The organism is Rahnella sp. JUb53, assembly GCF_004346065.1.
In the GTDB taxonomy this organism is placed as follows: Bacteria; Pseudomonadota; Gammaproteobacteria; order Enterobacterales; family Enterobacteriaceae; genus Rahnella; species Rahnella variigena.
Window position 1 is genome coordinate 454563 of sequence record NZ_SLYT01000004.1, and the last position, 22961, is coordinate 477523.

Annotated in this window: 19 protein-coding genes; 2 read left to right on the forward strand and 17 right to left on the reverse strand. The window is 52.7% G+C overall.

All coding sequences use genetic code 11. The features are described from left to right. Nucleotides 1-158: 158 nt before the first annotated feature. The 16 genes from EC840_RS12490 to lrhA form a co-directional block, all read right to left on the reverse strand. A complete protein-coding gene (locus EC840_RS12490; protein ID WP_112289943.1) occupies nt 159-467 on the reverse strand; it encodes a DUF883 family protein in 309 nt (102 codons plus the stop codon). Between the two features lie 117 nt (nt 468-584). Beyond that, nucleotides 585-1100, reverse strand: a complete 516-nt coding sequence (locus EC840_RS12495) for a DUF1097 domain-containing protein (protein ID WP_113877051.1) — start codon at nt 1098-1100, stop codon at nt 585-587. Nucleotides 1101-1305: 205 nt separating this feature from the next. Further along, on the reverse strand, nt 1306-2766 hold the full coding sequence (nuoN, locus tag EC840_RS12500; RefSeq protein ID WP_112289939.1) for an NADH-quinone oxidoreductase subunit NuoN: 1461 nt from the start codon (nt 2764-2766) through the stop codon (nt 1306-1308). A 6-nt stretch (nt 2767-2772) separates the two neighbouring features. Next, entirely contained in the window at nt 2773-4302 is a 1530-nt protein-coding gene (gene nuoM / locus EC840_RS12505) for an NADH-quinone oxidoreductase subunit M (RefSeq protein ID WP_112289938.1), read from the reverse strand. A 97-nt stretch (nt 4303-4399) separates the two neighbouring features. Then, nucleotides 4400-6247, reverse strand: a complete 1848-nt coding sequence (gene nuoL / locus EC840_RS12510; RefSeq protein ID WP_132965571.1) for an NADH-quinone oxidoreductase subunit L — start codon at nt 6245-6247, stop codon at nt 4400-4402. Further along, a complete protein-coding gene (gene nuoK, locus EC840_RS12515; RefSeq protein WP_004936014.1) occupies nt 6244-6546 on the reverse strand; it encodes an NADH-quinone oxidoreductase subunit NuoK in 303 nt (100 codons plus the stop codon). Before nuoK ends, nuoL begins: the two co-directional genes overlap by 4 nt. Further along, nucleotides 6543-7103, reverse strand: a complete 561-nt coding sequence (gene nuoJ, locus EC840_RS12520; RefSeq protein WP_120162063.1) for an NADH-quinone oxidoreductase subunit J — start codon at nt 7101-7103, stop codon at nt 6543-6545. The genes nuoK and nuoJ overlap by 4 nt, the downstream gene beginning before the upstream one ends. A gap of 12 nt (nt 7104-7115) precedes the next feature. Beyond that, nucleotides 7116-7658 carry an NADH-quinone oxidoreductase subunit NuoI gene (gene nuoI / locus EC840_RS12525; RefSeq protein ID WP_112289933.1) on the reverse strand — a complete coding sequence of 181 codons (543 nt, stop codon included), beginning with the start codon at nt 7656-7658 and terminating at the stop codon, nt 7116-7118. A gap of 14 nt (nt 7659-7672) precedes the next feature. Next, nucleotides 7673-8650 (reverse strand): NADH-quinone oxidoreductase subunit NuoH, encoded by a 978-nt coding sequence (nuoH, locus tag EC840_RS12530; protein WP_112289931.1) that lies wholly within the window; start codon nt 8648-8650, stop codon nt 7673-7675. After that, nucleotides 8647-11373, reverse strand: coding sequence for an NADH-quinone oxidoreductase subunit NuoG (gene nuoG / locus EC840_RS12535; protein ID WP_113877069.1), 2727 nt, complete (start codon nt 11371-11373; stop codon nt 8647-8649). The genes nuoH and nuoG overlap by 4 nt, the downstream gene beginning before the upstream one ends. A gap of 141 nt (nt 11374-11514) precedes the next feature. Next, nucleotides 11515-12876 (reverse strand): NADH-quinone oxidoreductase subunit NuoF, encoded by a 1362-nt coding sequence (nuoF, locus tag EC840_RS12540; RefSeq protein ID WP_112289929.1) that lies wholly within the window; start codon nt 12874-12876, stop codon nt 11515-11517. Continuing rightward, nucleotides 12873-13409 carry an NADH-quinone oxidoreductase subunit NuoE gene (gene nuoE, locus EC840_RS12545; protein WP_226790007.1) on the reverse strand — a complete coding sequence of 179 codons (537 nt, stop codon included), beginning with the start codon at nt 13407-13409 and terminating at the stop codon, nt 12873-12875. The genes nuoF and nuoE overlap by 4 nt, the downstream gene beginning before the upstream one ends. Before the next feature lie 2 nt (nt 13410-13411). Then, complete coding sequence (nuoC, locus tag EC840_RS12550) at nt 13412-15211, reverse strand: NADH-quinone oxidoreductase subunit C/D (protein WP_013574591.1); 1800 nt, start codon at nt 15209-15211, stop codon at nt 13412-13414. 89 nt (nt 15212-15300) lie between these two features. Then, the gene (locus EC840_RS12555) at nt 15301-15975 is read right to left on the reverse strand and encodes an NADH-quinone oxidoreductase subunit B (protein WP_013574590.1); all 675 of its coding nucleotides are present in this window, start codon (nt 15973-15975) and stop codon (nt 15301-15303) included. 22 nt (nt 15976-15997) lie between these two features. Next, entirely contained in the window at nt 15998-16441 is a 444-nt protein-coding gene (locus EC840_RS12560; RefSeq protein ID WP_101076106.1) for an NADH-quinone oxidoreductase subunit A, read from the reverse strand. A gap of 714 nt (nt 16442-17155) precedes the next feature. Next, complete coding sequence (lrhA, locus tag EC840_RS12565; RefSeq protein ID WP_113877048.1) at nt 17156-18100, reverse strand: transcriptional regulator LrhA; 945 nt, start codon at nt 18098-18100, stop codon at nt 17156-17158. Nucleotides 18101-19085: 985 nt separating this feature from the next. Here lrhA and EC840_RS12570 point away from each other — a divergent pair. Both EC840_RS12570 and yfbR read left to right on the forward strand, forming a co-directional pair. Then, nucleotides 19086-20300: a pyridoxal phosphate-dependent aminotransferase gene (locus EC840_RS12570; RefSeq protein ID WP_113877047.1), complete on the forward strand. Its 1215-nt coding sequence runs from the start codon at nt 19086-19088 to the stop codon at nt 20298-20300. A 110-nt stretch (nt 20301-20410) separates the two neighbouring features. Next, nucleotides 20411-21010, forward strand: coding sequence for a 5'-deoxynucleotidase (gene yfbR, locus EC840_RS12575; protein WP_112289921.1), 600 nt, complete (start codon nt 20411-20413; stop codon nt 21008-21010). On the opposite strand, the gene EC840_RS12580 is transcribed toward yfbR, so the two are convergent. After that, nucleotides 21011-22843, reverse strand: a complete 1833-nt coding sequence (locus EC840_RS12580; RefSeq protein ID WP_112289919.1) for an SLC13 family permease — start codon at nt 22841-22843, stop codon at nt 21011-21013. It abuts the gene before it with no gap. Nucleotides 22844-22961: the final 118 nt, after the last annotated feature.

Here is a 22961-nt window from a genome sequence, read left to right on the forward strand (position 1 = left end):
TTACGGATGAATTATGCGGCGATACGAAAAATGAAAATATGCGACAGATCAAGCTGAAGTGAGTGCTGTTAGCTAAGAGGGAGTATAGGAGCAGACAAAGGAGTTATCAAATGCGTTAAGAGCAGGAGCAGCAGGACGCTGCCCCTGAAGGAATGACATTAGCGACGCAACAACAGGCCTACAACCAGGCCGACGGCGGCACCGACGCCCACGCCATGCCACGGATTTTCACGCACATAGCTGTCAGTCTGTTCCGCGACGTGACGGGCTTTCTTGCAGTAAGAACGGGCGGAAGGGTCAATACGGGATTTAATGTCTTTCAGTGCGTTTTCAGCACGTGCTTTAATTTGCACGTATTTCTCATCCGCTTTATCGCCGGAAGATTTCAGCACTTCTTCCAGAGTTTCAGTCAGCATACGCAAATCGTCATCTAACGAATTCTGCTGTGTCTCAAATTGGTCAGCCATGGTTATCTCCTTATGATGTGTTCGGGTCTTCTAAAAACTTATGCTGCCATTAACCCTAGCGCAGTTCCGCCTGAATTGCCCGACAGATCATCAGAAAACTGTCGTAAAAACGGGGTTTTAAGAACCTTCTGACCCTTTGACATCCGGTAAAATGGCGGCATTTTTAGCGCCATTCAGCTGCTTTTCGCGCTGTTTCGCCAGCCATAATCCGCTGTTTTTCATCGCGTAACCGAATACCAGACCGACCAGCAATGACACCACCACCTGCCGCCAGTCGCCCTGTGCGGCGAAAGTCGCACAGGCACCGATAAAGGTGCCCGGAACAAACGCCAGCCACTGCTGACGCGCCTGAATGCACATCAGGAAGGCGACGACGCCGGTCAGCATATAACCCAGAATGCTCCATTCGGGACGCATAGCGCTGCCCGTGATGATCACTACCGCCCAGAACACGCCGCTGAGACAGGTCAGCGTGCTGATCAGTAATCCGCGCAGCCCGCCCTGCGGACAGGCGAAATACGCCGTGCATCCGAGGAATCCCGCCCAGCTTATCAGGCCAAGGCTGATAGCCACCCAGCCCCAGATACCGGAGAGGATGCCGGTGGTAATGGCAATCATCACTAAAACATTCATGGCGTAATTCCATACGAATTTGAACAAGCGCGCAGTGTACGCAATGGCAGGAATAATGGAATGGGGAAGATCACAAAATGAATGTAATATTTAGCTGAACGTACATATAAATGTGATATTAATCACATTTATCAACCAATACGATTAAAAAAGCCGCTCATGTGAGCGGCTTCGTCAGCTTTTCAGACTGCGTCTGCAGACTTTATCAGAGCAGCGGTTGCGCCATCTGTACCAGCGAAATCAGCGGTTGCGGGAAGATACCCAGCAGCAGCACCAGAATCGCGGAAATCAGTACGACTACCCCACCCGCCGTGAGCGCCCAGTTGTTTGGCGTATCACGAACCAGCGTTTCAGGCGCGCTCAGATACAAGCTCACCGTTACGCGCAGGTAGTAGTAAAGACCAATCGCAGAACCAACAACCACAGCACCGGTCAGCCACCACAGATGCGCGGTCACACCGGTCGCAATCACGTAGAACTTACCGATAAAGCCCAGCGTCATCGGAATACCGGCCAGTGACAGCATCATCACGGTCATTACCGCAGACAGGATTGGCTTATGCCAGAACAGACCACGGTAGGAGAACAGCGATTCTGCGTCCGGGCCTTTGTACGGGCTGGACATCAGGCTGACCACACCGAAAGCACCGAGGCTGCTGAACAGGTAACCGGCCAGATACACGCCAACGGTTTCCATCGACAGCTGATGCGTTTGTACGGCAATCAGCGCCACCAGCAGATAACCCAGGTGAGCGATGGAAGAGTAACCGAGCAGACGTTTGATATTGCTCTGGCTGATCGCCATCAGGTTACCGACCAGAATCGAGCAGAAGGCGATAATCGCCAGCACGATACGAATCGATTCGCTGTCAGCCACCGGCGCGTACAGGAACAAACGCATCACCACAGCGAAGATTGCGATTTTGCTGGCGGTTGCCAGGAAAGTCGAAACCGGTGCAGGTGCGCCCTGATACACGTCTGGCGTCCACAGGTGGAACGGAACCAGCGACAGCTTGAAGCCCAGACCAACAATCATCATGCCCAGACCGGCCATCAGCAGCGGCTGGTGCAGCATCACGCCGTCGCCCAGGTTTTTGCCCAGTGACGCAAAGGACAAATCACCGGACTGTGCGTACAGCAGCGCCATACCAAACAGCAGGAAGGAAGACGCAGCAGCCGACAGCAGCATATATTTGATCGCCGCTTCCAGCGAGCGTTTCTGGCGGTAGGCGTAACCAATCAGGCCGAACAATGGCAGGGAAATCAGTTCGATCCCGAGAAACATTGACGCCAGATGGTTAGAGCATGCCAGCAGAATGCCGCCCATGGCCGCAATGAGAACTAACAGGTAGAACTCTTCGCGGTTATCCGGATAACCGGCCAGCCAGGGATAAGCAAACGTACTGGTGGCCAGACTCGCCAGCAGCACCAGCCCGATGTAGAACATCGAGTAGCCGTCAACGCGCAGCAACGGTGTGACGTCCTGCGGGCCGACCTGCCCGACGTAGTAAAGAGAAAGTAAGGCAACGTTCAGCCCGATGACTGTCAGTGTGGCATTAAGAAAATGGTCGCGTCGCCACGCAATGGACAGCATCACCACCACCACCGTCAATCCGACGATCATCAGCGGTAATAGTGCGATCAGATTTTGAAGTGTAAATGTCATGGCGAGTTACGGCCTTGTCGTTGAAATAGTGGAAACTGAAGACCCGAACCAGTGCTGAATGTTGCTCATCGCGGCACTTGAAGTATCCAGAATTGGCTGCGGGTATAAGCCCAGCGCCACCAGCAATACAACAAGTAACAAGATGATCGACAGTTCGCGTGAGGTCATGCCCGGCAGCGGTTCGTCAGATTTTGCTTTGCCGTAGTAAGCGCGCTGCATCATCACCAGTGAGTAAACCGAAGCGAACACCAGACCAAAGGTTGAGATGACAGTGATCACCGGCACAACCGGGTAGCTGCCGAACAGGATCTGGAATTCACCGACGAAGTTACCTGTACCCGGCATCCCTAAAGTAGCGACGGCGAAGAACAGCGACAACGCTGGCAGGTATTTGATTCGTCCCCACAATCCGCCCATCTGGCGCATATCACGGGTATGCAGACGTTCGTACAGCTGACCACAGATGATGAACATACCGGCTGCGGACAAACCATGTGCAATCATCTGGATAACTGCGCCCTGGTACGCCAGCTGGCTGCCGGTGTAGATAGCAATCAGCACGAAGCCCATGTGCGAAACGGAGGTGTAAGCAATCAGACGTTTAATATCAGTCTGGCAGAACGCCATCCACGCACCGTAGAAGATACCAATCACACCCAGCCACATGGCAATCGGTGCGAACTGGTGAGACGCTTCCGGGAACAGTGGCAGACAGAAACGCAACATCCCGTAGGCCGCGGTTTTCAGCAAGATACCGGCTAAGTCGACGGAACCGGCGGTTGGTGCCTGACTGTGTGCATCCGGCAACCAGCCGTGCAGTGGCACAACCGGCATTTTCACCGCGAAGGCGATGAAGAAGCCCAGCATCAGCAGATATTCAACACCGTGCGACATTGGCGTTTTCAGCAGGTCAGCGTAGTTGAATGTCCACACTCCGGTGGCGTTGTAATGCACAAACACCAGACCAAGGATGGCAATCAACATCACCAGACCGCTGGACTGCGTATAGATGAAGAATTTGGTTGCTGCGCTGATACGCGTTTTACCGTCTGACGCTTTGTGTCCCCACAAGGCAATCAGGAAGTACATCGGCACCAGCATCATTTCCCAGAAGAAGAAGAACAGGAACATGTCGATGGCGAGGAACACGCCGATCACGCCGCCGAGGATCCACAGTAAGTTCAGGTGGAAGAAACCCTGATACTTCTGGATTTCACGCCACGAACAGAGGATCGCCAGAACACCCAACAGACCGGTCAGAACCACCATCAGCAGGGACAAACCGTCCAGAGCCAGATGGAAGCTGATGCCAAAACGAGGGATCCACGGCACCGAAAACTCGGATTGCCACTGTGGAATACCCGCAGGCGTCGTTAATGAATATCCTCCCTGCAACCACAATTGCACGGAAAGAGCCAGCGTCAGCCCCATCGCAATTAACGCGATCCAGCGCGGTACTTTGCTCCCAAAGCGCTCAGTCTGCCAGCACAGCAGCCCGCCGATAAAGGGGATAAATATTAGCCAAGGTAATAGCATGGCGTGTCGTTCCCTTCTTTTATGCCCGAAGGCTATTTCACTTGCCGGTCCGTAACACCAACAGACCGGCATTGATAACTACACCCGTAATGCAGGCTTAAATCACCAGCAGCAGCGCCAGAACGACAACTGCACCGAGCCCCATTGACGCGACGTACCAACGAACCTGACCGTTTTCGCTGAGAGTCAGACCACGGTTACCCAGACGGGCAAACAGCGCAGGCAGATTCATCATTGAGTTCAGTGGATCACGTTGCAGGAGTTTCGCAACCAGCAGATAAGGTTTCACGAAAATCATGTCGTACAGCCAGTCGAAGCCCCAGGCATGGAACCACCAGGTCGTGAAGAAACGGCCCGGTGCGCTTTTCGCAATGCTGTTGACCAGTGAGCGTTTCCCCAGATACAGGGCAGCCGCCAGCAGAATGCCCGCAATTGCAATCACGCCTGATGTGATTTCCAGCGTCAGCACACTGCCATGCGCCAGCTCAGTGGTATCCGGCAGTACGCCTTTCAGTGGCGGAACAATCATCGCGCCAATAAAGGTGGACAGAACCAGTAACACCAGCAGCGGCAGGTGGTGAGTGATGCCTTTACCCGCATGCGCTTTGATTTTCTCTTCGCCGTGGAAGACGATGAAGATCATGCGGTAGGTGTACAGCGAGGTCATAAACGCACCGACCAGACCCGCAACCATCAGATTCAGGTGGCCGTTAGCCAGCGCACCCGCGAGGATTTCATCTTTACTGAAGAAGCCCGCAGTGATGATTGGCAAGGCGGACAGCGCCGCGCCACCGACCAGGAAGCAGATATAGACAAGAGGAATGGATTTACGTAATCCGCCCATTTTGAAAATGTTCTGTTCGTGGTGGCAGGCCAAAATGACCGAACCGGAAGAAAGGAACAACAGTGCTTTAAAGAATGCGTGCGTCATCAGGTGGAAGATAGCGGCATCCCACGCCTGAACGCCCAGCGCCAGGAACATGTAACCAATCTGGCTCATGGTCGAGTACGCGAGAACACGTTTGATATCGGTTTGCACCAGCGCAGCGAAACCGGCCAGAACCAGCGTGACCGCACCGATAATGCCCACCAGATGCAGGATTTCAGGCGCCATCAGGAACAGGCCATGAGTACGTGCAATCAGGTAAACACCGGCGGTGACCATGGTCGCGGCGTGGATCAGCGCGGAAACCGGCGTCGGACCGGCCATGGCGTCTGCCAGCCAGGTCTGAAGCGGAAGCTGTGCGGATTTACCCACTGCGCCGCCCAGTAACATCAGGGTCGCCCAGGTAATTGCCGTGTCGCCTACTGCCAGTTTCTGCGGTGCCAGGATCATCAGTTCACGGAAGTTCAGCGTGCCCAGTTCGCGGTACAGGATGAACAGTGCGAAAGCCAGGAACACGTCACCCACACGGGTCACGATAAATGCTTTCATCGCTGCCGCGCCGTTTGCCGGATGGGTATAGTAGAAACCGATCAACAGGTAACTGCACAGACCCACACCTTCCCAACCGAGGTACATCAGCAACAGGTTGTCTGCCAGTACCAGAATCACCATGCTGGCGATAAACAGGTTGGTGTACGCGAAGAAGCGTGAGTAGCCTTCTTCACCGCGCATGTACCAGGAAGCGAACATGTGGATGAAGAAACCGACGCCGGTCACCACGGACAGCATGGTCATCGACAAACCGTCGAGCGTCAGTGTGACAGGAATATTGAAGTCACCAACCTGCATCCAGTTCCACAGATGCTGATTAAAGACTTCCACGCCCGCCGCTTTCTGGCTGAGGAAATTGATGCCCACATAAATGGTGGTCACTGCTGCCAGACCAATGGAACCTACGCCAATGGTAGCAGAGGTATTTTCAGACCAGCGACCGCGTGAAAAGGCCAGTAACAGGAAGCCAATCAGCGGGAACAAAATTGTTAAATAGAGTAAGTTCATCCGCGCATCTCACTGACAGTATCAATATTGAGAGTGTGGCGACGGCGATACAGTTGCAGCAGCAACGCCAGACCAATACTGGCCTCCGCCGCAGCCAGGCTGATGGCCAGAATGTACATCACCTGCCCGTCTGCCTGACCCCAGTAGCTTCCCGCCACGATAAACGCCAGCGCTGCCGCGTTAATCATCACTTCAAGACTGATCAGCATAAACAGCAAATTACGACGAACCAGCAGCCCGGTAAGCCCCAAAACAAAGAGGATCGCGGCCAGAATCAGACCATGTTGTAGAGGGATCATGCTCTCTCCTCCGGTTTTCTTTTTGTTGCCATTTCGGTCGTAACCGGTGCGTCACCGAAGACTTCACCCGGTTTGTGTTCACGACCAATATGGAATGCCACGACCAGACCGGCCAGCAACAGCATTGACGCCAGTTCAACAGCCAGAACGTAAGGCCCGAACAGCGCGATGCCCACTGCTTTCGCATCAATCATGTCGCCTTTGATACCGTGATCATGCACGCCGAGGATTGACATAATCATCACCACCAGCAGGATGACTGACAGAACCGAAGGTCCGATCCAGGTAGCAGGTTTAAGCCATGCACGTTCCTGTTCTTCGACATTGCCGAGGTTGAGCATCATCACGACGAAGACGAACAGCACCATAATGGCGCCGGCGTAAACGATGATCTCCAGGGCACCGGCGAAATACGCACCGAGCGAGAAGAAGACCGCAGCAATCGCCAGTAAAGAGACGATCAGATACAGCAGTGCATGAACCGGGTTGGTATGCGTGATAACACGCAATGTCGCCAACACGGCCACCAGGGCTGCAATATAAAATGCAAATTCCATGCTTGCGGCTCCTTAAGGCAACAGACCTTTGACGTTGATCGGTTTGGCTTCATTTTCAGCTTCGCCTTTCGACTTGCCGTCAATCGCCATACCGGCCATCCGGTAGAAATTGTATTCCGGATATTTACCCGGCCCAGAGATCAACAGATCTTCTTTTTCATACACCAGATCCTGGCGTTTGAATTCGCCCAGCTCGAAGTCCGGCGTCAGCTGAATGGCTGTTGTCGGGCAAGCTTCTTCGCACAGACCGCAGAAAATGCAGCGTGAGAAGTTGATGCGGAAGAATTCCGGATACCAGCGACCGTCTTTCATTTCTGCTTTTTGCAGAGAAATACAGCCTACCGGACAGGCTACCGCACACAGGTTACAGGCAACGCAGCGCTCTTCACCGTCCGGATCGCGCGTCAGCACGATACGGCCACGGTAACGCGGAGGTGGATTGACCGGAACTTCAGGGTACATCTGGGTTTCGCGCTTGGCGAAGGCGTGCATGCCTATCATCCACAAGCTGCGAACCTGGGTACCGAACCCGACCACTATGTCTTTCAATGTCATGGTTTCATCACCCCTTATTGCGCGTTGTACAAGATGACCGCAGCGGTCGCCAGCAGATTAAGCAAGGTCAGTGGCAGGCAAACTTTCCAGCCAAATGACATCACCTGGTCGTAGCGGGGACGCGGTAAAGCAGCACGGATCAAAATGAACATCACCATGAAGAACGCCGTTTTCAGCGCAAACCAGATCACCGGATACAGGAACGGCCCCTGCCAGCCACCGAAGAACAAGGTGACGATCAGCGCAGAGACAGTCACGATACCGATATATTCCCCCACGAAGAACAGACCGAATTTCATACCGGAATATTCAATGTGGTAACCATCGGCCAGTTCCTGCTCGGCTTCCGGCTGGTCAAACGGGTGACGGTGACAAACAGCCACACCGGCAATCGCAAAGGTCACGAAACCAAAGAACTGCGGGATGATGTTCCACATGTGCGACTGAGAAATGACGATGTCTTGCAGATTGAAGGAACCCGCCTGCGCTACAACGCCCATCAGCGATAAGCCAAGGAACACTTCGTAGCTCAGCGTCTGAGCGGATGCACGCATCGCACCCAGCAGCGAGTATTTGTTGTTACTGGACCAGCCAGCGAACAACACGGCATAGACGGTCAGACCGGCCATCATCAGGAAGAACAAAATACCGATGTTCAGGTCTGCGGCGAACCAGGTCGGGCTGACCGGAACAATCGCAAAGGAGATCAGCAGGGACGTAAATGCAATCATCGGCGCCAGCGTAAAGATGGCTTTGTCGGTGAATTTAGGTACCCAGTCTTCCTTGAAGAACATCTTGATCATGTCAGCGACCAGCTGCAGGGAACCGCCCCAGCCGACACGGTTTGGTCCGTAACGGTTCTGGAACAGACCCAGCAAGCGACGCTCACCGAAGCTCATAAAGGCCCCGCAGGTCACAACAACCAGCAGGATCACGACAGCTTTCAGAATAGCGATCAATGAATCAATGACTACAGGTGTAAACCAGCTCATTGTGCTGCCTCCCGCAGATTTTCAACCGTTGCGCCAACCAGTATCGGAGGAATACCCGGCAAGCCCAGCGGCAGGCCAACCTGGCCCTGACTCAATGTTTCACTCAGACGAACCGGCAATCTGAGGGTCTGACCGGCACAGGTGAATTCCACCTGAGAACCTGCATTCACCCCTAATTGCGCAGCATCTGCCGGGTTAACCATCACATACGCCTGTGGCATACGTTGCTGGATCACCTTAGAGCGCTGTGTCATTTCTTCGCTGCCGAACAGGTGATAATAAGGCGCAACACGCCAGTTATCGCTCTGCGCAGTAAAGGCAGCCGGAATAGTGGTGAAGTAATCGAGTGTCCCCTCACCTGCTTCAATCAAACGCACACCCGGATCACCATGGCGCAGACTGCCGCCGACTTCACTCTGGAATTTGTTCCAGGCTTGTGGTGAGTTCCAGCCCGGCGCCCAGGCGAATGGCACCTGATTGCGGTTGGCTGTCGGGCTGTTGTTCCCTTCCATTGAGAAGGCAAACATGGTGTCTTTATCTTGCGGCTGACGCGGTTCATGAACGCTGATGTTCGCGCGCATGGCGGTACGACCACTGGAACGTGCCGGAGAACGCGCCAGTTTCTGACCACGGATACGGAAGCTGGCGTTTGGCGCAGCTTCTACCATGCCTTTCAGCTGTGGCAGTGCTTCAACGCAGGCTTCAATGACGTGATCCAGCTGCGTCCAGTCAACATGGCGGCTGTTGATGGTGGAATGCAGCGAGTGCATCCAGCGCCAGCTTTCCAGCATAGCAACCGTTGTGTCGTAGTAAGCCGGATCGTAAACCTGGAAGAAGCGCTGTGCGCGGCCTTCCTGATTCACCAGCGTGCCGTCGCTTTCTGCGAAACTTGCCGCAGGCAGGATCAGGCTGGCTTTATCCATAATGCGCGTACGCTGATGGTCAACGACCAGCAGGTTCTGCACATTCGCTAATGCCGCATCAACTTTCGCTTCAGGCGCCTGACGATAAAGGTCATTTTCCATGACGATCGCGCTGTCGGCTTCGCCGCGGGTCAGCAATTCCAGTGCTTCGTCCAGCGAGCCGCCACCAATCATCGAAAGACCGATGCTGTTTGCCGCAGAAGCCACGAACGTAATGCCGACATCACTGCCAGCCACTTTCAGCGCTTTCGCGATATTTGCAGCGGCTTCGATGATGGCATCAGAACCGGCGCTCGTACCGGTGATGATCAGCGGCTTGCGCGCGCCGGTCAGTGCCTGCACGATCACGTCGATTTTCTTGTTCAGGCCATCAGCAAGGTCGCTGACCGCTGGCGCAGAATTATCCAGCGCATGGGCGATAGCAAAGCCGAAACGCGCCTGCTCATCGACCGGTGCACGGTAATTATAAGCCGCGATATCGTCGAGTTTGGTGTTGTCCACGTTAGTGATGAACAGCGGATGTTTGGCGTGCTGACCGATGTTCTGGACTGCCGCGATTTGCCAGTCGGCTACGCGCTGAGCCGCAGCCATCGCGCGGGCTTTGCCTTTAACGGCCTGACGAACAGATAACGCGATACGCGCACCGGTCTGAGTCAGATCTTCGCCCAGCACCAGAACGGCATCGTATTCTTCGATTTCACGCAGCGCCGGTGTGTGAACACCGCTGTTGCGCAGAACGTTCAGCATCAGTTGCAGACGGCCCTGCTCTGCCGCATTGATACCGGTATAGAAGTTTTCGGCGCCAACCAGTTCGCGCAACGCAAAGTTGCTTTCCAGACTCGCGCGCGGAGAACCGATACCGATGGTTTTCTTCGCCTGACGGATAATGTCTGCCGCGCCCTGCATCGCCTGTTCGGCGTTAAGTTCGATCCAGTCGTTACCACGAAGCTGCAAAGGTTTCTTTGGACGATCTTTCAGGTTCACGTAGCCATAACCGAAACGACCACGGTCGCACAGGAAGTAATGGTTTACGGTACCGTTATAACGGTTTTCGATACGACGCAGTTCGCCGTAACGCTCACCCGGGCTGGTGTTACAGCCAACAGAACATTGCTGACAGATGCTTGGCGCAAACTGCATGTCCCATTTACGGTTATAGCGTTCGGAGTGCGTTTTATCGGTGAATACGCCGGTCGGACACACTTCTACCAGGTTACCGGAGAACTCGCTTTCCAGCGGGCCATCTTCCGGACGACCGAAATAGACGTTGTCGTGCGCGCCATAAACACCCAGATCGGTGCCGTCCGCGTAATCCTTGTAGTAACGGACACAGCGGTAACAAGCGATACAGCGGTTCATTTCATGAGAGATGAACGGCCCGAGATCCTGGTTGTTATGGGTACGCTTGGTGAAACGGTAACGGCGCATACTGTGGCCGGTCATGACTGTCATATCCTGCAGGTGACAGTTACCGCCTTCCTCACACACCGGACAGTCGTGCGGATGGTTTGTCATCAGCCATTCCACGACGCTTTCACGGAATTCTTTCGCTTCAGAGTCGTCGATGGAAATGAAGGTGCCATCAGACGCCGGTGTCATACATGACATCACCAGACGACCGCGCGTGTCTTCCGCGTTTTGGTATTGCTTAACCGCACATTGGCGGCAAGCGCCGACGCTTCCCAGCGCCGGATGCCAGCAAAAATAAGGAATATCGAGGCCGAGAGAGAGGCAAGCCTGTAACAGGTTGTCCGCTCCGTCTACGTCGTATTCTTTGCCGTCTACATGAATCGTAGCCATAGTCAGCATGCTTCCACGTGGCCCGTCTAAACGGGCGTTAATCAAAAATTCTTGCCGGGTTGGCGTATATCATTCGACAGCGCGTCCCTTGTTCCGGAAATTCGCGCACAGCGGGCTCACGTCCGCTGCCTGTTGCCTTCACTACCAGCGCTCTTTCAGCAGATTGTTCGGCTGAATGCCCGCAATCGCATGTGCGTTGTTGTAATGCTGTTTGGCGATACCCGCCTCAAACTCTTCCCGGAAATATTTAATCGCACTCTGCAATGGCTCCACGGCACCTGGCGCGTGTGCGCAGAAGGTTTTGCCCGGGCCAAGCTGGCGGCAAAGCTGCAGGAGAGTTTCGATATCCCCCGGCTGGCCTTCACCACGTTCCAGCGCACGAAGAATTTTCACACTCCACGGCAGGCCATCGCGGCACGGTGTACACCAGCCACAAGATTCACGAGCGAAGAACTCTTCCAGGTTACGCACCAGCGGAACCATACCGATTTCATGGTCAACGGCCATCGCCAGTGCGGTCCCCAGACGGCTACCGGCTTTACCAATGCTGGCAAAGTCCATCGGCAGATCCAGATGATCGGCGGTCAGGAAGTCGGTCCCCGCCCCGCCCGGCTGCCAGGCTTTAAATTTCAGGCCATCACGCATGCCACCGGCATAGTCTTCAAGAATTTCACGTGCGGTAGTCCCAAACGGCAGTTCCCAGACGCCAGGGTTTTTTACCCGACCAGAGAAGCCCATCAGTTTGGTGCCGGCATCTTCACTTTTGCCCGCAGACATACCTTTGTACCAGTCCACTCCGTGCTCCAGGATGGCTGGCACGTTGCACAAGGTTTCGACGTTGTTCACGCAGGTCGGTTTACCCCATGCACCGGCAGACGCCGGGAACGGTGGCTTGGAACGCGGGTTAGCACGGCGGCCTTCCAGCGAGTTAATCAGTGCGGTTTCTTCACCGCAGATGTAACGCCCTGCGCCGGTGTGAACAATCAGTTCAAAATCAAAACCGGTACCGAGAATATTTTTACCCAGCAGTCCCGCTTCTGTGGCTTCCGCAATCGCACGACGCAGATTCACTGCCGCTTCGATGTATTCGCCACGCAGGAAGATGTAACCACGGTAAGACTTCAGCGCGAATGCCGAGATCAACATGCCTTCCACCAGCAGGTGCGGCATTTGCTCCATCAGCATACGGTCTTTATACGTGCCCGGTTCCATCTCATCGGCGTTACACAGCAGATAGCGGATGTTCATGCTTTCGTCTTTCGGCATCAGGCTCCACTTCAGACCGGTGGAGAAACCTGCGCCGCCGCGCCCTTTCAGGCCAGCGTCTTTTACCAGATTGACGATTTCTTCCTGAGCCATACCTTTAAGTGCTTTTTCTGCACCGACGTAACCGTTTTTGCTGCGGTATTCGTCAATCCAGACAGGCTGCTTATCATCACGCATACGCCATGTCAGCGGGTGCATTTCTGGCGTGCGTTCGATGTGTCTTGGAATGTAGGTCATGCGTAGCGCTCCAGTAGCGAACCGATCGCTTCTGGCGTCAGATGGCTGTGCGTGTCCTCATCAATCATCATTGACGGGCCTTTGTCACAGTTACCGAGGCAGCAGGTCGGCAGCAGGGTAAAACGTCCGTCTTCAGTCGTTTCGCCCGGCTTGATGTGCAACTGTTGTTCCAGAGCAGCCTGGATCCCCTGATAACCAGTGATGTGGCACACTACGCTGTCACAGTAACGGATCACATGGCGACCCACCGGCTGACGGAAGATCTGGCTGTAGAATGTCGCCACACCTTCAACATCGCTGGCAGGAATGCCCAGAACATCGGAGATCGCGTAGATAGCGCCATCAGGCACCCAGCCACGCGCTTTTTGCACGATCTTCAGCGCTTCGATAGAGGCCGCACGGGCATCTTCGTAGTGATGTTTTTCGTGCTCAATCGCTTCACGTTCAGCGTCGCTCAGCACAAACACCGGCGGCGCGACGGGCTCGCTGACGTTGATGTACTGAACTTCTGAGTCTTTATTGATATCTGTCATCGTTAGCGGTCCACATCTGACATTACAAAATCGATACTGCCCAGATACACGATCAAGTCGGATACCAGGCTGCCACGGATTACGGACGGGATCTGCTGCAAATGCGGGAAGCTTGGCGTACGGACACGGGTGCGGTAGCTCATGGTGCTGCCGTCACTGGTCAGGTAGTAGCTGTTGATCCCTTTGGTTGCTTCAACCATCTGGAAAGATTCTTGCGCAGGCATGACCGGCCCCCACGACACTTGCAGGAAGTGCGTGATCAGGGTTTCGATGTGTTGCAGCGTGCGCTCTTTCGGTGGCGGCGTGGTCAGCGGGTGATCCGCCTTGAACGGGCCTTCCGGCATGTTTTTGTAGCACTGTTCCAGAATACGCAGGCTCTGACGCAGTTCTTCCACTTTGAGCATCACGCGGGAATAGCAGTCACTGACGCCATCACCTGTCGGGACTTCAAAGTCAAAGTTTTCGTAGCCAGAGTATGGACGCCATTTACGCACATCGAACGGGATACCCGTTGCGCGCAGGCCAGCACCGGTGGTGCCCCAGGCCAGAGCGTCGTCTGCGTTATACGCAGCTACGCCTTTGGAACGGCCAATCAGAATGGTGTTTTTCAGCGCCGCTTTGACATAGGAATCCAGACGCGCTGGCATCCAGTCAAGGAACTCGCGCAGCAGACGATCCCAGCCCTTCGGCAGGTCATGCGCTACGCCACCAATACGGAACCAGGCCGGGTGCATACGGAAACCGGTGATCGCTTCCACCAGATCGTAGATTTTCTGACGATCGGTAAAGGCGAAGAACACCGGAGTCATCGCGCCCACGTCCTGAATAAACGTAGAGATGTACAGCAGATGGCTGTTGATACGGAACAGTTCAGACAGCATGACACGGATGGTGTTAACGCGATCCGGCGTCACGATACCGGCGAGTTTTTCAACGGCCAGCACGTAAGGCATTTCGTTAACACAACCGCCGAGGTATTCGATACGGTCGGTGTAAGGAATGTAGCTGTGCCAGGACTGGCGTTCGCCCATTTTCTCAGCACCGCGGTGGTGATAACCGACGTCCGGAACACAGTCGACAATCTCTTCACCATCAAGCTGCAGGATGATACGGAAAGCACCGTGCGCGGACGGGTGGTTAGGACCGAGGTTGAGGAACATGAAGTCCTCATTTTCGGTACCACGCTTCATGCCCCAGTCTTCAGGCTTGAAGGTCAACGACTCCATCTCGAGTTCTTCTTTCTGCTTGGTCAGCTCGTAAGGATCGAACTCGGTGGCGCGTGCCGGATAGTCTTTACGCAGCGGGTGCCCTTCCCAGGTCTGCGGCATCATGATGCGCGTCAGGTGCGGGTGGCCATCGAAGGTAATACCGAACATTTCCCACGTTTCGCGCTCATACCAGTTAGCGTTCGGGAACACTTTGGTGATGGTCGGAACATGAAGATCGTTTTCTGCCAATGCCACTTTGATCATGATGTCGCGGTTACGCTCGACCGAGATCAGGTGATAGAAAACGGAAAAATCCGCGGCCGGTAAACCGTCGCGGTGAGTACGTAAACGCTCATCAAAGCCATGCAAATCGAAAAGCATGACATAAGGTTTTGGCTGTTTTCGTAAAAAGGTAATCGCTTCCAGTAACTGTTCACGTTTGAACCACACCACGGGAATTCCGGTGCGGGTCGCCTGAACAGTAAAGGCCTCTGGCCCAAAACGGTTACGCAATTCGCCGATAACCGGATCATCGAGATGATCACGGGTATGCCATGCTGGCAGGGCGGAATCTTGCGTCGTCAAATCTGTCATATTTTTTTCACCACACTAAATGGTCATTTATGCCGTAAGGGGGATATTCATAAACACCTCCCCTCAGGGTTGACTCTCAGACCGCAGTGTTAAATCTCGTCCGGCGAACGCAGATTTGTCACTGCAATACGCTCAGCACGTTTACGCTCTTTTTCAGACTGCATATTCGCGCGGTAAACACCCTGATCGCCAACAACCCATGACAATGGGCGACGTTCTTTGCCGATGGATTCCTGCAGCAGTAACAGAGCCTGCATATAGGCTTCCGGACGTGGCGGGCATCCCGGAATGTACACATCGACAGGCAGGAATTTATCCACGCCCTGAACGACAGAATAAATATCGTACATACCGCCGGAATTCGCACAGGCACCCATCGAAATGACCCATTTTGGTTCCAGCATCTGATCGTACAAACGCTGAATAACCGGCGCCATTTTGGTGAAGCAGGTCCCGGCTACCACCATAAAGTCAGCCTGACGTGGTGAAGCACGCAGAACTTCTGCGCCAAAACGCGCAACGTCATGCACCGCAGTGAATGACGTCACCATTTCCACGTAACAGCATGAAAGACCGAAGTTATACGGCCAAAGGGAATTCTTACGACCCCAGTTCACCATGCCATGCAGTGATTCCTGGAGATTTCCCATGAAGACGCTGCGTTTAACCTGTTCCTGAAGAGGATCGCCGACGACCTCCTGAGATTGCAGGGGGTAACGGTCGTTCTCACCGTCCGGGTCTATGCGGGTGAGCGTATAGTCCATCTTAATGCCTCGCTATGACTGCTTACTGAGGGTGACTGTTGGTATTAATCGCCGGGCTTGGTTTAACAGGTCCTTTCGAACGTGTTGGTGTCCAGTCGAGTGCGCCAATACGCACCAGATAGAACAAACCAGCCAGCAGTACCAAAATGAAAATGGTGGCTTCAACGAATCCGGTCCAGCCGCTTTCGCGAATAGATGTTGACCATGCATACAGATACAGGGCTTCAACGTCGAAAATAACGAAGAACATGGCGACCAGATAGAACTTGGCGGACAGACGCAGTCGGGCAGTGCCGACAGAGGCGATACCTGATTCAAAAGGCGTGTTTTTGTAACGCGCTCTGGCTCTCCCGCCAAGAAACGCGGCGCCCAGTAACATCAGGCAACAAAGACCCATTGCGACGACAAGAAAAACGGCGAACGCCCAGTGTTGAGCGATGACTTCAGTGGCTGTTGACATACTCATTGCTTACTCATCAAAAGTGGCACTTTGGCATCTGCTCTGTAAGGTCGGCAGCTTGCGCACCACATCGATTCAAGGGAAGGATTAAAAACCACACAGTTCACGGCTCAACAAGGCATTAAGCCAGTGATTTGTTGTGGGCTTTTTACCCTTTTCTATAACCTTTTGTCAACTTTGACAAAAGTATCTCCACATTAGTTTACATGCATAGCATTTAATTAACATATCATGCGCCGGTACTTAAGCTAAATCGTGTCAGTAAAATACTCTGGTAAAGCATGAGCCTGTGATGGGAGTTATGACATCTTTCGAACTTTCCTATTGTCGCAGGAATAGGCAGCGCTTCCACTCTCTTAATAGGGTTATTTTTTTGATCTGTGTCAGAGTTCTGTCAATTTTGAGAGATAAAAAGGCACACTTTTAACAAGTTTTGTTGATTTTCAAAAAACGACAAGCGATTTACGGAAAAATTTGATGCTATTTTTTAACGTTGAAAAATGCTGGTTTTTTCGCCATTTAGTCGCTCAATTGTGGTTGGGGAGTGTTGCGAACAAGGGTCTTTACAGGGAGCGGGAAGCGATAAGGTTATAAAAGGCGGGTTTTACGCGAAATAATAAACAGAAGCACTAAAAGTATAACTCTTGCACCTCAAAAGAGGTAGAAGCCTTTACCCCCGCCCCGTTAAGCGGAGGCGGAAGGTAAAGCTGGGCGAAAATCTTAATTTTGGGGATCTGCCAGGAACTCCTGATCATCATCCACTACCGGACGCGGACCATAAGCGCTAAGCGAATAAGGATCATTCCCCTGCTCCACGGCATTGAAAATCGCCATGGCCAGTTCATTTTCACAACGGGCATTTTTGTACAGCACATACTGCGTGTCAGGCAGTCGTGGTAAACCGTCCTGTTCACCCAAAACACGTAACTCCGGACTCATCATTTCGATAGGTCGCGCAGTCACGCCCAGACCGGCACGTACTGCCGCACGAATGGCAGACAATGTAGAAGCCACATACGCAATACGCCACGGGATCCCTGCCTGATTAAGATGTTCAGTCGCCATTAAACGATAAGGGCTGGGCTCATCAAGCACCACCAGTGGCACGCTGTCCCCGGAAGGATAAGCAAAATCCGCTGAACAGTACCAGAGCGTTGGCGAAGTGCGCAGAACGATGTGCGGGTGGTCGGTATTGGTCATCGTAGTGATGGCCAAGTCCACTTCCTCACTTTCAAGCATCGATAGCATGAAAGGACTGCGTTTCACGCGGACATCAATCGACAACTTAGGATAGATCGACGTCACCCGGCTGAGCAGGAAAGGCAAAATGGTGTCAGCTGTATCATCTGACGCACCAATCGTTATCCCGCCCTGAACATTGCTGTACATCAAAGAGGTGCAGGCTTCATCATTGAAACGAAGGATTTTGCGTGCATACCCCAATAACTGAATACCATGTTCAGTTAATAATTTATTGCGTCCATGTCTGGCAAACAGTTCTTTTCCAACGAGTTGTTCTAGACGTTGCATTTGTTGGCTTACCGCCGACTGAGTACGACACACAGCAGCAGCAGCCGCAGCGAACGTATTTAAATCAGCAACAGCTACAAATGTCCTCAACAGGTCGAGATCGAGATTGAGGATTGGACGATTTGCAATTGTCATAGTTTTTCTTCACTTTATAGAATCTAATAACAAGCTACCCTGATGGTGCGTCAAAGTACCCGCAAAAAGCAGAATACCAGATATGTCGGATACTCACTCATTTGATAAGCTAAATTGAGAAATATTTGTGCATGAAAGTTTTGGCCATTGTGAGGATACGGGCATTAACTTCGCCCACTCTAAATCCACATAAAGGCTAAATGATTAGAGCATCTTAATTAATATAGTCTGTCCTGCTGAACCCTTCCATAACCCGCCTGCGTGCGCTTTCTGTCTGCAATAGCCGAAAATCCGCACGATCTCACGCATTGAAAACATAAGCCAAATTAATTAATAAAATCAGCCAGTGAAAATATAATTCAACAAATTCATTGAGTCACGCGAATAACAGAATTTCTCAGCCAGGTATAGTTAAAGCAAGATTAAGATTTTTCTAGTTTCTTCAAAATTTGTTTGCGCTGGAAAATTAAAATATAGCGCTCAAAAGCATTTTCATACATTAATGAAATAGGTTTCAGTTATCATTAAGAACATGATCATCTATCCAGCATTCATTATTATACATTAGCGAAATAACACTGACGCTTGTTAAGAATTTTTATCAATAAAACAGGACTGCCCAATTTTTTTTCAGAATTTATCGAGCTTTGGTAAGTTTTCATGATGTTCAGTTCAAAATTTGCTCTGGCGGGATTAACGCATTAAGCGGTGCAGCCAGCGAAAACAGTGAATTTATTGTTCGTAAAGCGTACTTTTGCAAAATATAAAAACGCAAAACACACAGAAACAAGAATTAAAAACCACATGATGATTCAAACGCTTTGTTAAAAGCCCGCCTCAGTTGACTTTACTGCTGTTTTTCACCAAAACAGTGCAAAGCCCTTCTCTTGCCCTCTGTCGGGGAGTAAATTGTGCCATTCGCACTGCTCTGCGGCCGCTCGTCGCCAGGGAAGAACAGGCTTTACTGCAAAAGGCTCTCATTTACATGTCCCCGATTGAAAAATCCCACAAACTGGACAACGTCTGTTATGACATTCGCGGCCCGGTGCTTAAAGAAGCAAAACGCCTTGAAGAAGAAGGTAACAAAGTCCTCAAACTGAACATCGGCAACCCGGCGCCATTCGGATTTGACGCACCGGACGAAATTCTGGTCGATGTCATCCGCAATCTGCCGACGGCGCAAGGCTACTGTGATTCCAAAGGTCTGTTTTCTGCCCGTAAAGCGATCATGCAGCACTATCAGGCGCGCGATATGCGCGACATCACGGTTGAAGATATCTATATCGGCAACGGTGTTTCTGAGCTCATCGTTCAGTCAATGCAGGCATTACTGAACACCGGCGACGAAATGCTGGTGCCTGCGCCGGACTATCCGTTGTGGACTGCAGCGGTTTCACTTTCCGGTGGTAACGCGGTGCATTATCTGTGTGACGAGGGCGCGGACTGGTTCCCTGATATCGCCGATATTCGTGACAAAATCACCCCGCGCACCCGCGGTATAGTGATCATCAACCCGAACAACCCGACGGGTGCGGTCTACAGCAAAGAATTGCTGATGCAGATTGTTGACATCGCCCGCGAGCACAACCTGATTATCTTCGCAGACGAAATTTACGACAAAATTCTGTATGACGAAGCTGAGCATATTTCAATCGCTTCTCTGGCACCGGATCTGCTGACCGTTACCTTTAACGGTCTTTCAAAAACCTACCGCGTGGCCGGATTCCGCCAGGGCTGGATGGTTCTGAACGGGCCGAAGAAGCATGCGAAAGGTTATATCGAAGGTCTCGAAATGCTGGCCTCGATGCGTCTGTGTGCCAACGTGCCGATGCAACACGCTATTCAAACCGCATTGGGCGGATACCAGAGCATCAGCGAGTTTATTCAGCCGGGCGGACGTCTGGTTGAACAGCGTGACCGCGCATGGGAGCTGATCAATGAAATCCCGGGAGTTTCCTGCGTGAAGCCGAAAGGTGCGCTGTATATGTTCCCGCGTATTGACGCCAAACGTTTCAACATCCATGACGACCAGAAAATGGTGCTCGACTTGCTGCTCCAGCAAAAAGTCTTGCTGGTTCAGGGTACCGCCTTTAACTGGCCGTATCCGGATCATGTCCGCATCGTCACGCTGCCGCGCGTGGACGAACTGGAAATGGCCGTTAACAAACTGGGCCGTTTCCTCGAGACCTACCGCCAGTAATGTTCAGGGCGCAGCATCAACGGCTGCGCCCTTTTCTCTTTCGCCTATTTACATCACTGCCCCGCACTGCTCACAATGGACGCTCATTCACCGTTGTTATTGAGAGTGCTATGAATCAGAGTCATTTTTTCGCCCATCTTTCCCGCCTCAAACTGATCAGCCGCTGGCCGCTGATGCGCAATGTCCGCACAGAGAATGTCTCTGAGCACAGCCTGCAGGTTGCCTTCGTGGCTCACGCTTTAGCTGTCATTAAGAACCGTAAATTTAACGGCAATCTGAGCGCTGAACGCGTTGCCCTGCTCGCGATGTATCATGACGCCAGTGAAGTGCTGACCGGCGATATGCCAACGCCTATCAAGTATTACAATCCGCAAATTGCGCATGAATACAAAAAGATTGAGAAAATTGCTCAGCAAAAGCTGATTGAAATGTTGCCGAAGGAATTGCAGGAAGATTTCCGCCCGCTGATTGACGAGCATTATTACACTGAAGATGAAAAGCTGACGGTCAAACAGGCTGACGCACTGTGTGCTTATCTGAAATGTCTTGAAGAGCTGTCTGCGGGAAACAATGAATTCACCCTGGCAAAGGCACGCCTGGAAAAAACGCTGGCAGACAGAAAAAGCCCGGAAATGGACTACTTTATGGAAGTCTTTATTCCGAGCTTCAGTCTGTCACTGGATGAGATCAGCCTCGATTCCCCGATGTGATCAGAACGGGAAAAGCACTGGCACCAGAAACACGCTGACGACCATCACCAGCAACGTAAAAGGCACGCCGATGCGGATAAAGTCGCCGAATTTATAGTTACCCGGCACCATCACCAGCGTGTTCACTGGTGACGACACCGGTGTCATAAAGGCAGCAGACGCGGCAATCGCGATGATCATGGTGAACGGGTAAGGCGACACGCCCATCTGATGCGCCGCTGCAATCGCGATCGGCGCCATCAGCACGGCAGTCGCCGTATTGGAAATAAACAGCCCGATCCCCGCGCAGAGAATGAACAAACTCAGCAGCATCATATAAGGGCCGTAACCGCCGCTGACTTCCATCAACCCCTTCACTATCAACGCCACACCGCCGGTTTTTTGCAGCGCCAGCGCAAAAGGCATCATCCCGATGATTAACAGCAGGCTAGGCCAGTGAATGGCTTTATAAGCACCTTCCATCGTAATGCAGCGGAATTTGCCCATCAGAATGCAGGCGATAATGGCGGCAATCGCATTGGGCACGTCGTCGGTGAGCATCAGCGCGACCATCAGCGCCAGGCAAAACAGCGCATGAGGTGCCTGGCTCAGCGCAGGTGCGACTTCGTCCACTTCAGCAGGAAGATTCAGCACGATGAAATCATGCATCTGTTGCTGAAGCTGGCGGATAAGTTTCCAGTCACCAATCACCAGCAACATATCGCCCAGCTGTAATTCCTCATCCACCAGTCTGCCTTCGAGCGCTTCCCCCTGACGGCGGATGCCAACAACGTTCAGGCCATAGGTCGAACGGAAAGCCACGTCGCGCAGTGTTTTGCCTAATAACTCGGAATCAGGGATTAACGACACTTCGGCCATACCGACATCTCTCGATTGTTCAGAGAAATATTCGCCGCGTAACACCATCGGCTCAAGCATTTCATCGGTACAAAACTGCCTGAATGATATGCCGGAATCGGACATATCAAGCAGCAAGACATCGCGGGCAAACAGTTCGGTATTCCCTGTCGCGCTGACCATCACACGGCGAAACTTCCGCCAGCGTTCAATGCCCACCACATTTGCGCCATAACGCGAACGCAGGTGTAAATCATCCAGCGTGCGTCCGACCAGCGGAGAACCGGGGCGGACTGTTACCCTTCGCGCCCGGCCGGTCAGACGATAGTCGCGGATCAAATCGCGAAAAGTCCGGCGTTTCCAGCGCTGTTTATCCTGCAAAGCGTTATCGGATGAGAGCCAGCGACGTGCGATCAGCATATAGCCAACGCCCATGATCAGCACCACCAGTCCGACCGGTGTGACCCCGAAGAAACCAAAACCATCGAATCCTTCACGCAGCAATTCACTGTTAACCACCATATTCGGCGGTGTCGCAACCAGCGTCATCATGCCGCTGATAAGCCCGGCGAAACTCAGTGGCATCATCAGCCGTGCGGGAGAGGTTTTCATGCGGGCAGAAACGCTGATGACAACAGGAATGAAGATCGCGACCACACCGGTGGAACTCATAAAAGCACCGAGACCGGCCACCGTGAGCATCAGCAAAACCAGCATCCGTGTTTCACTGTTACCGGCGACTTTCATCAGCCAGTCGCCAACCTGATAGGCCACGCCGGTTCTCACCAGACCATGCCCGACGACAAACAGGGCAGCAATCAGAATCACGTTGGGATCACTGAATCCCGCCAGCGCTTCATTGATGGTCAGCGTGCCGCTTAGCACGAAGGCAATGATCACCAGCAACGCCACAATATCCATTCGCAGCGTATTGCGTGCGAACAGCACCATAGCAATAACAAGTAACGTGACTACCCAAAATAATTCACCGGTCAAAACACACTCCGTTTGCGTTGAGATTGAGAGGCAGGACGGGTATCAGAATGGCATAAAAAAACCCCGCATAAGCGAGGTTTATATCAATTTAAAGAAGGAAACTGTGTTTTTTCTGTAC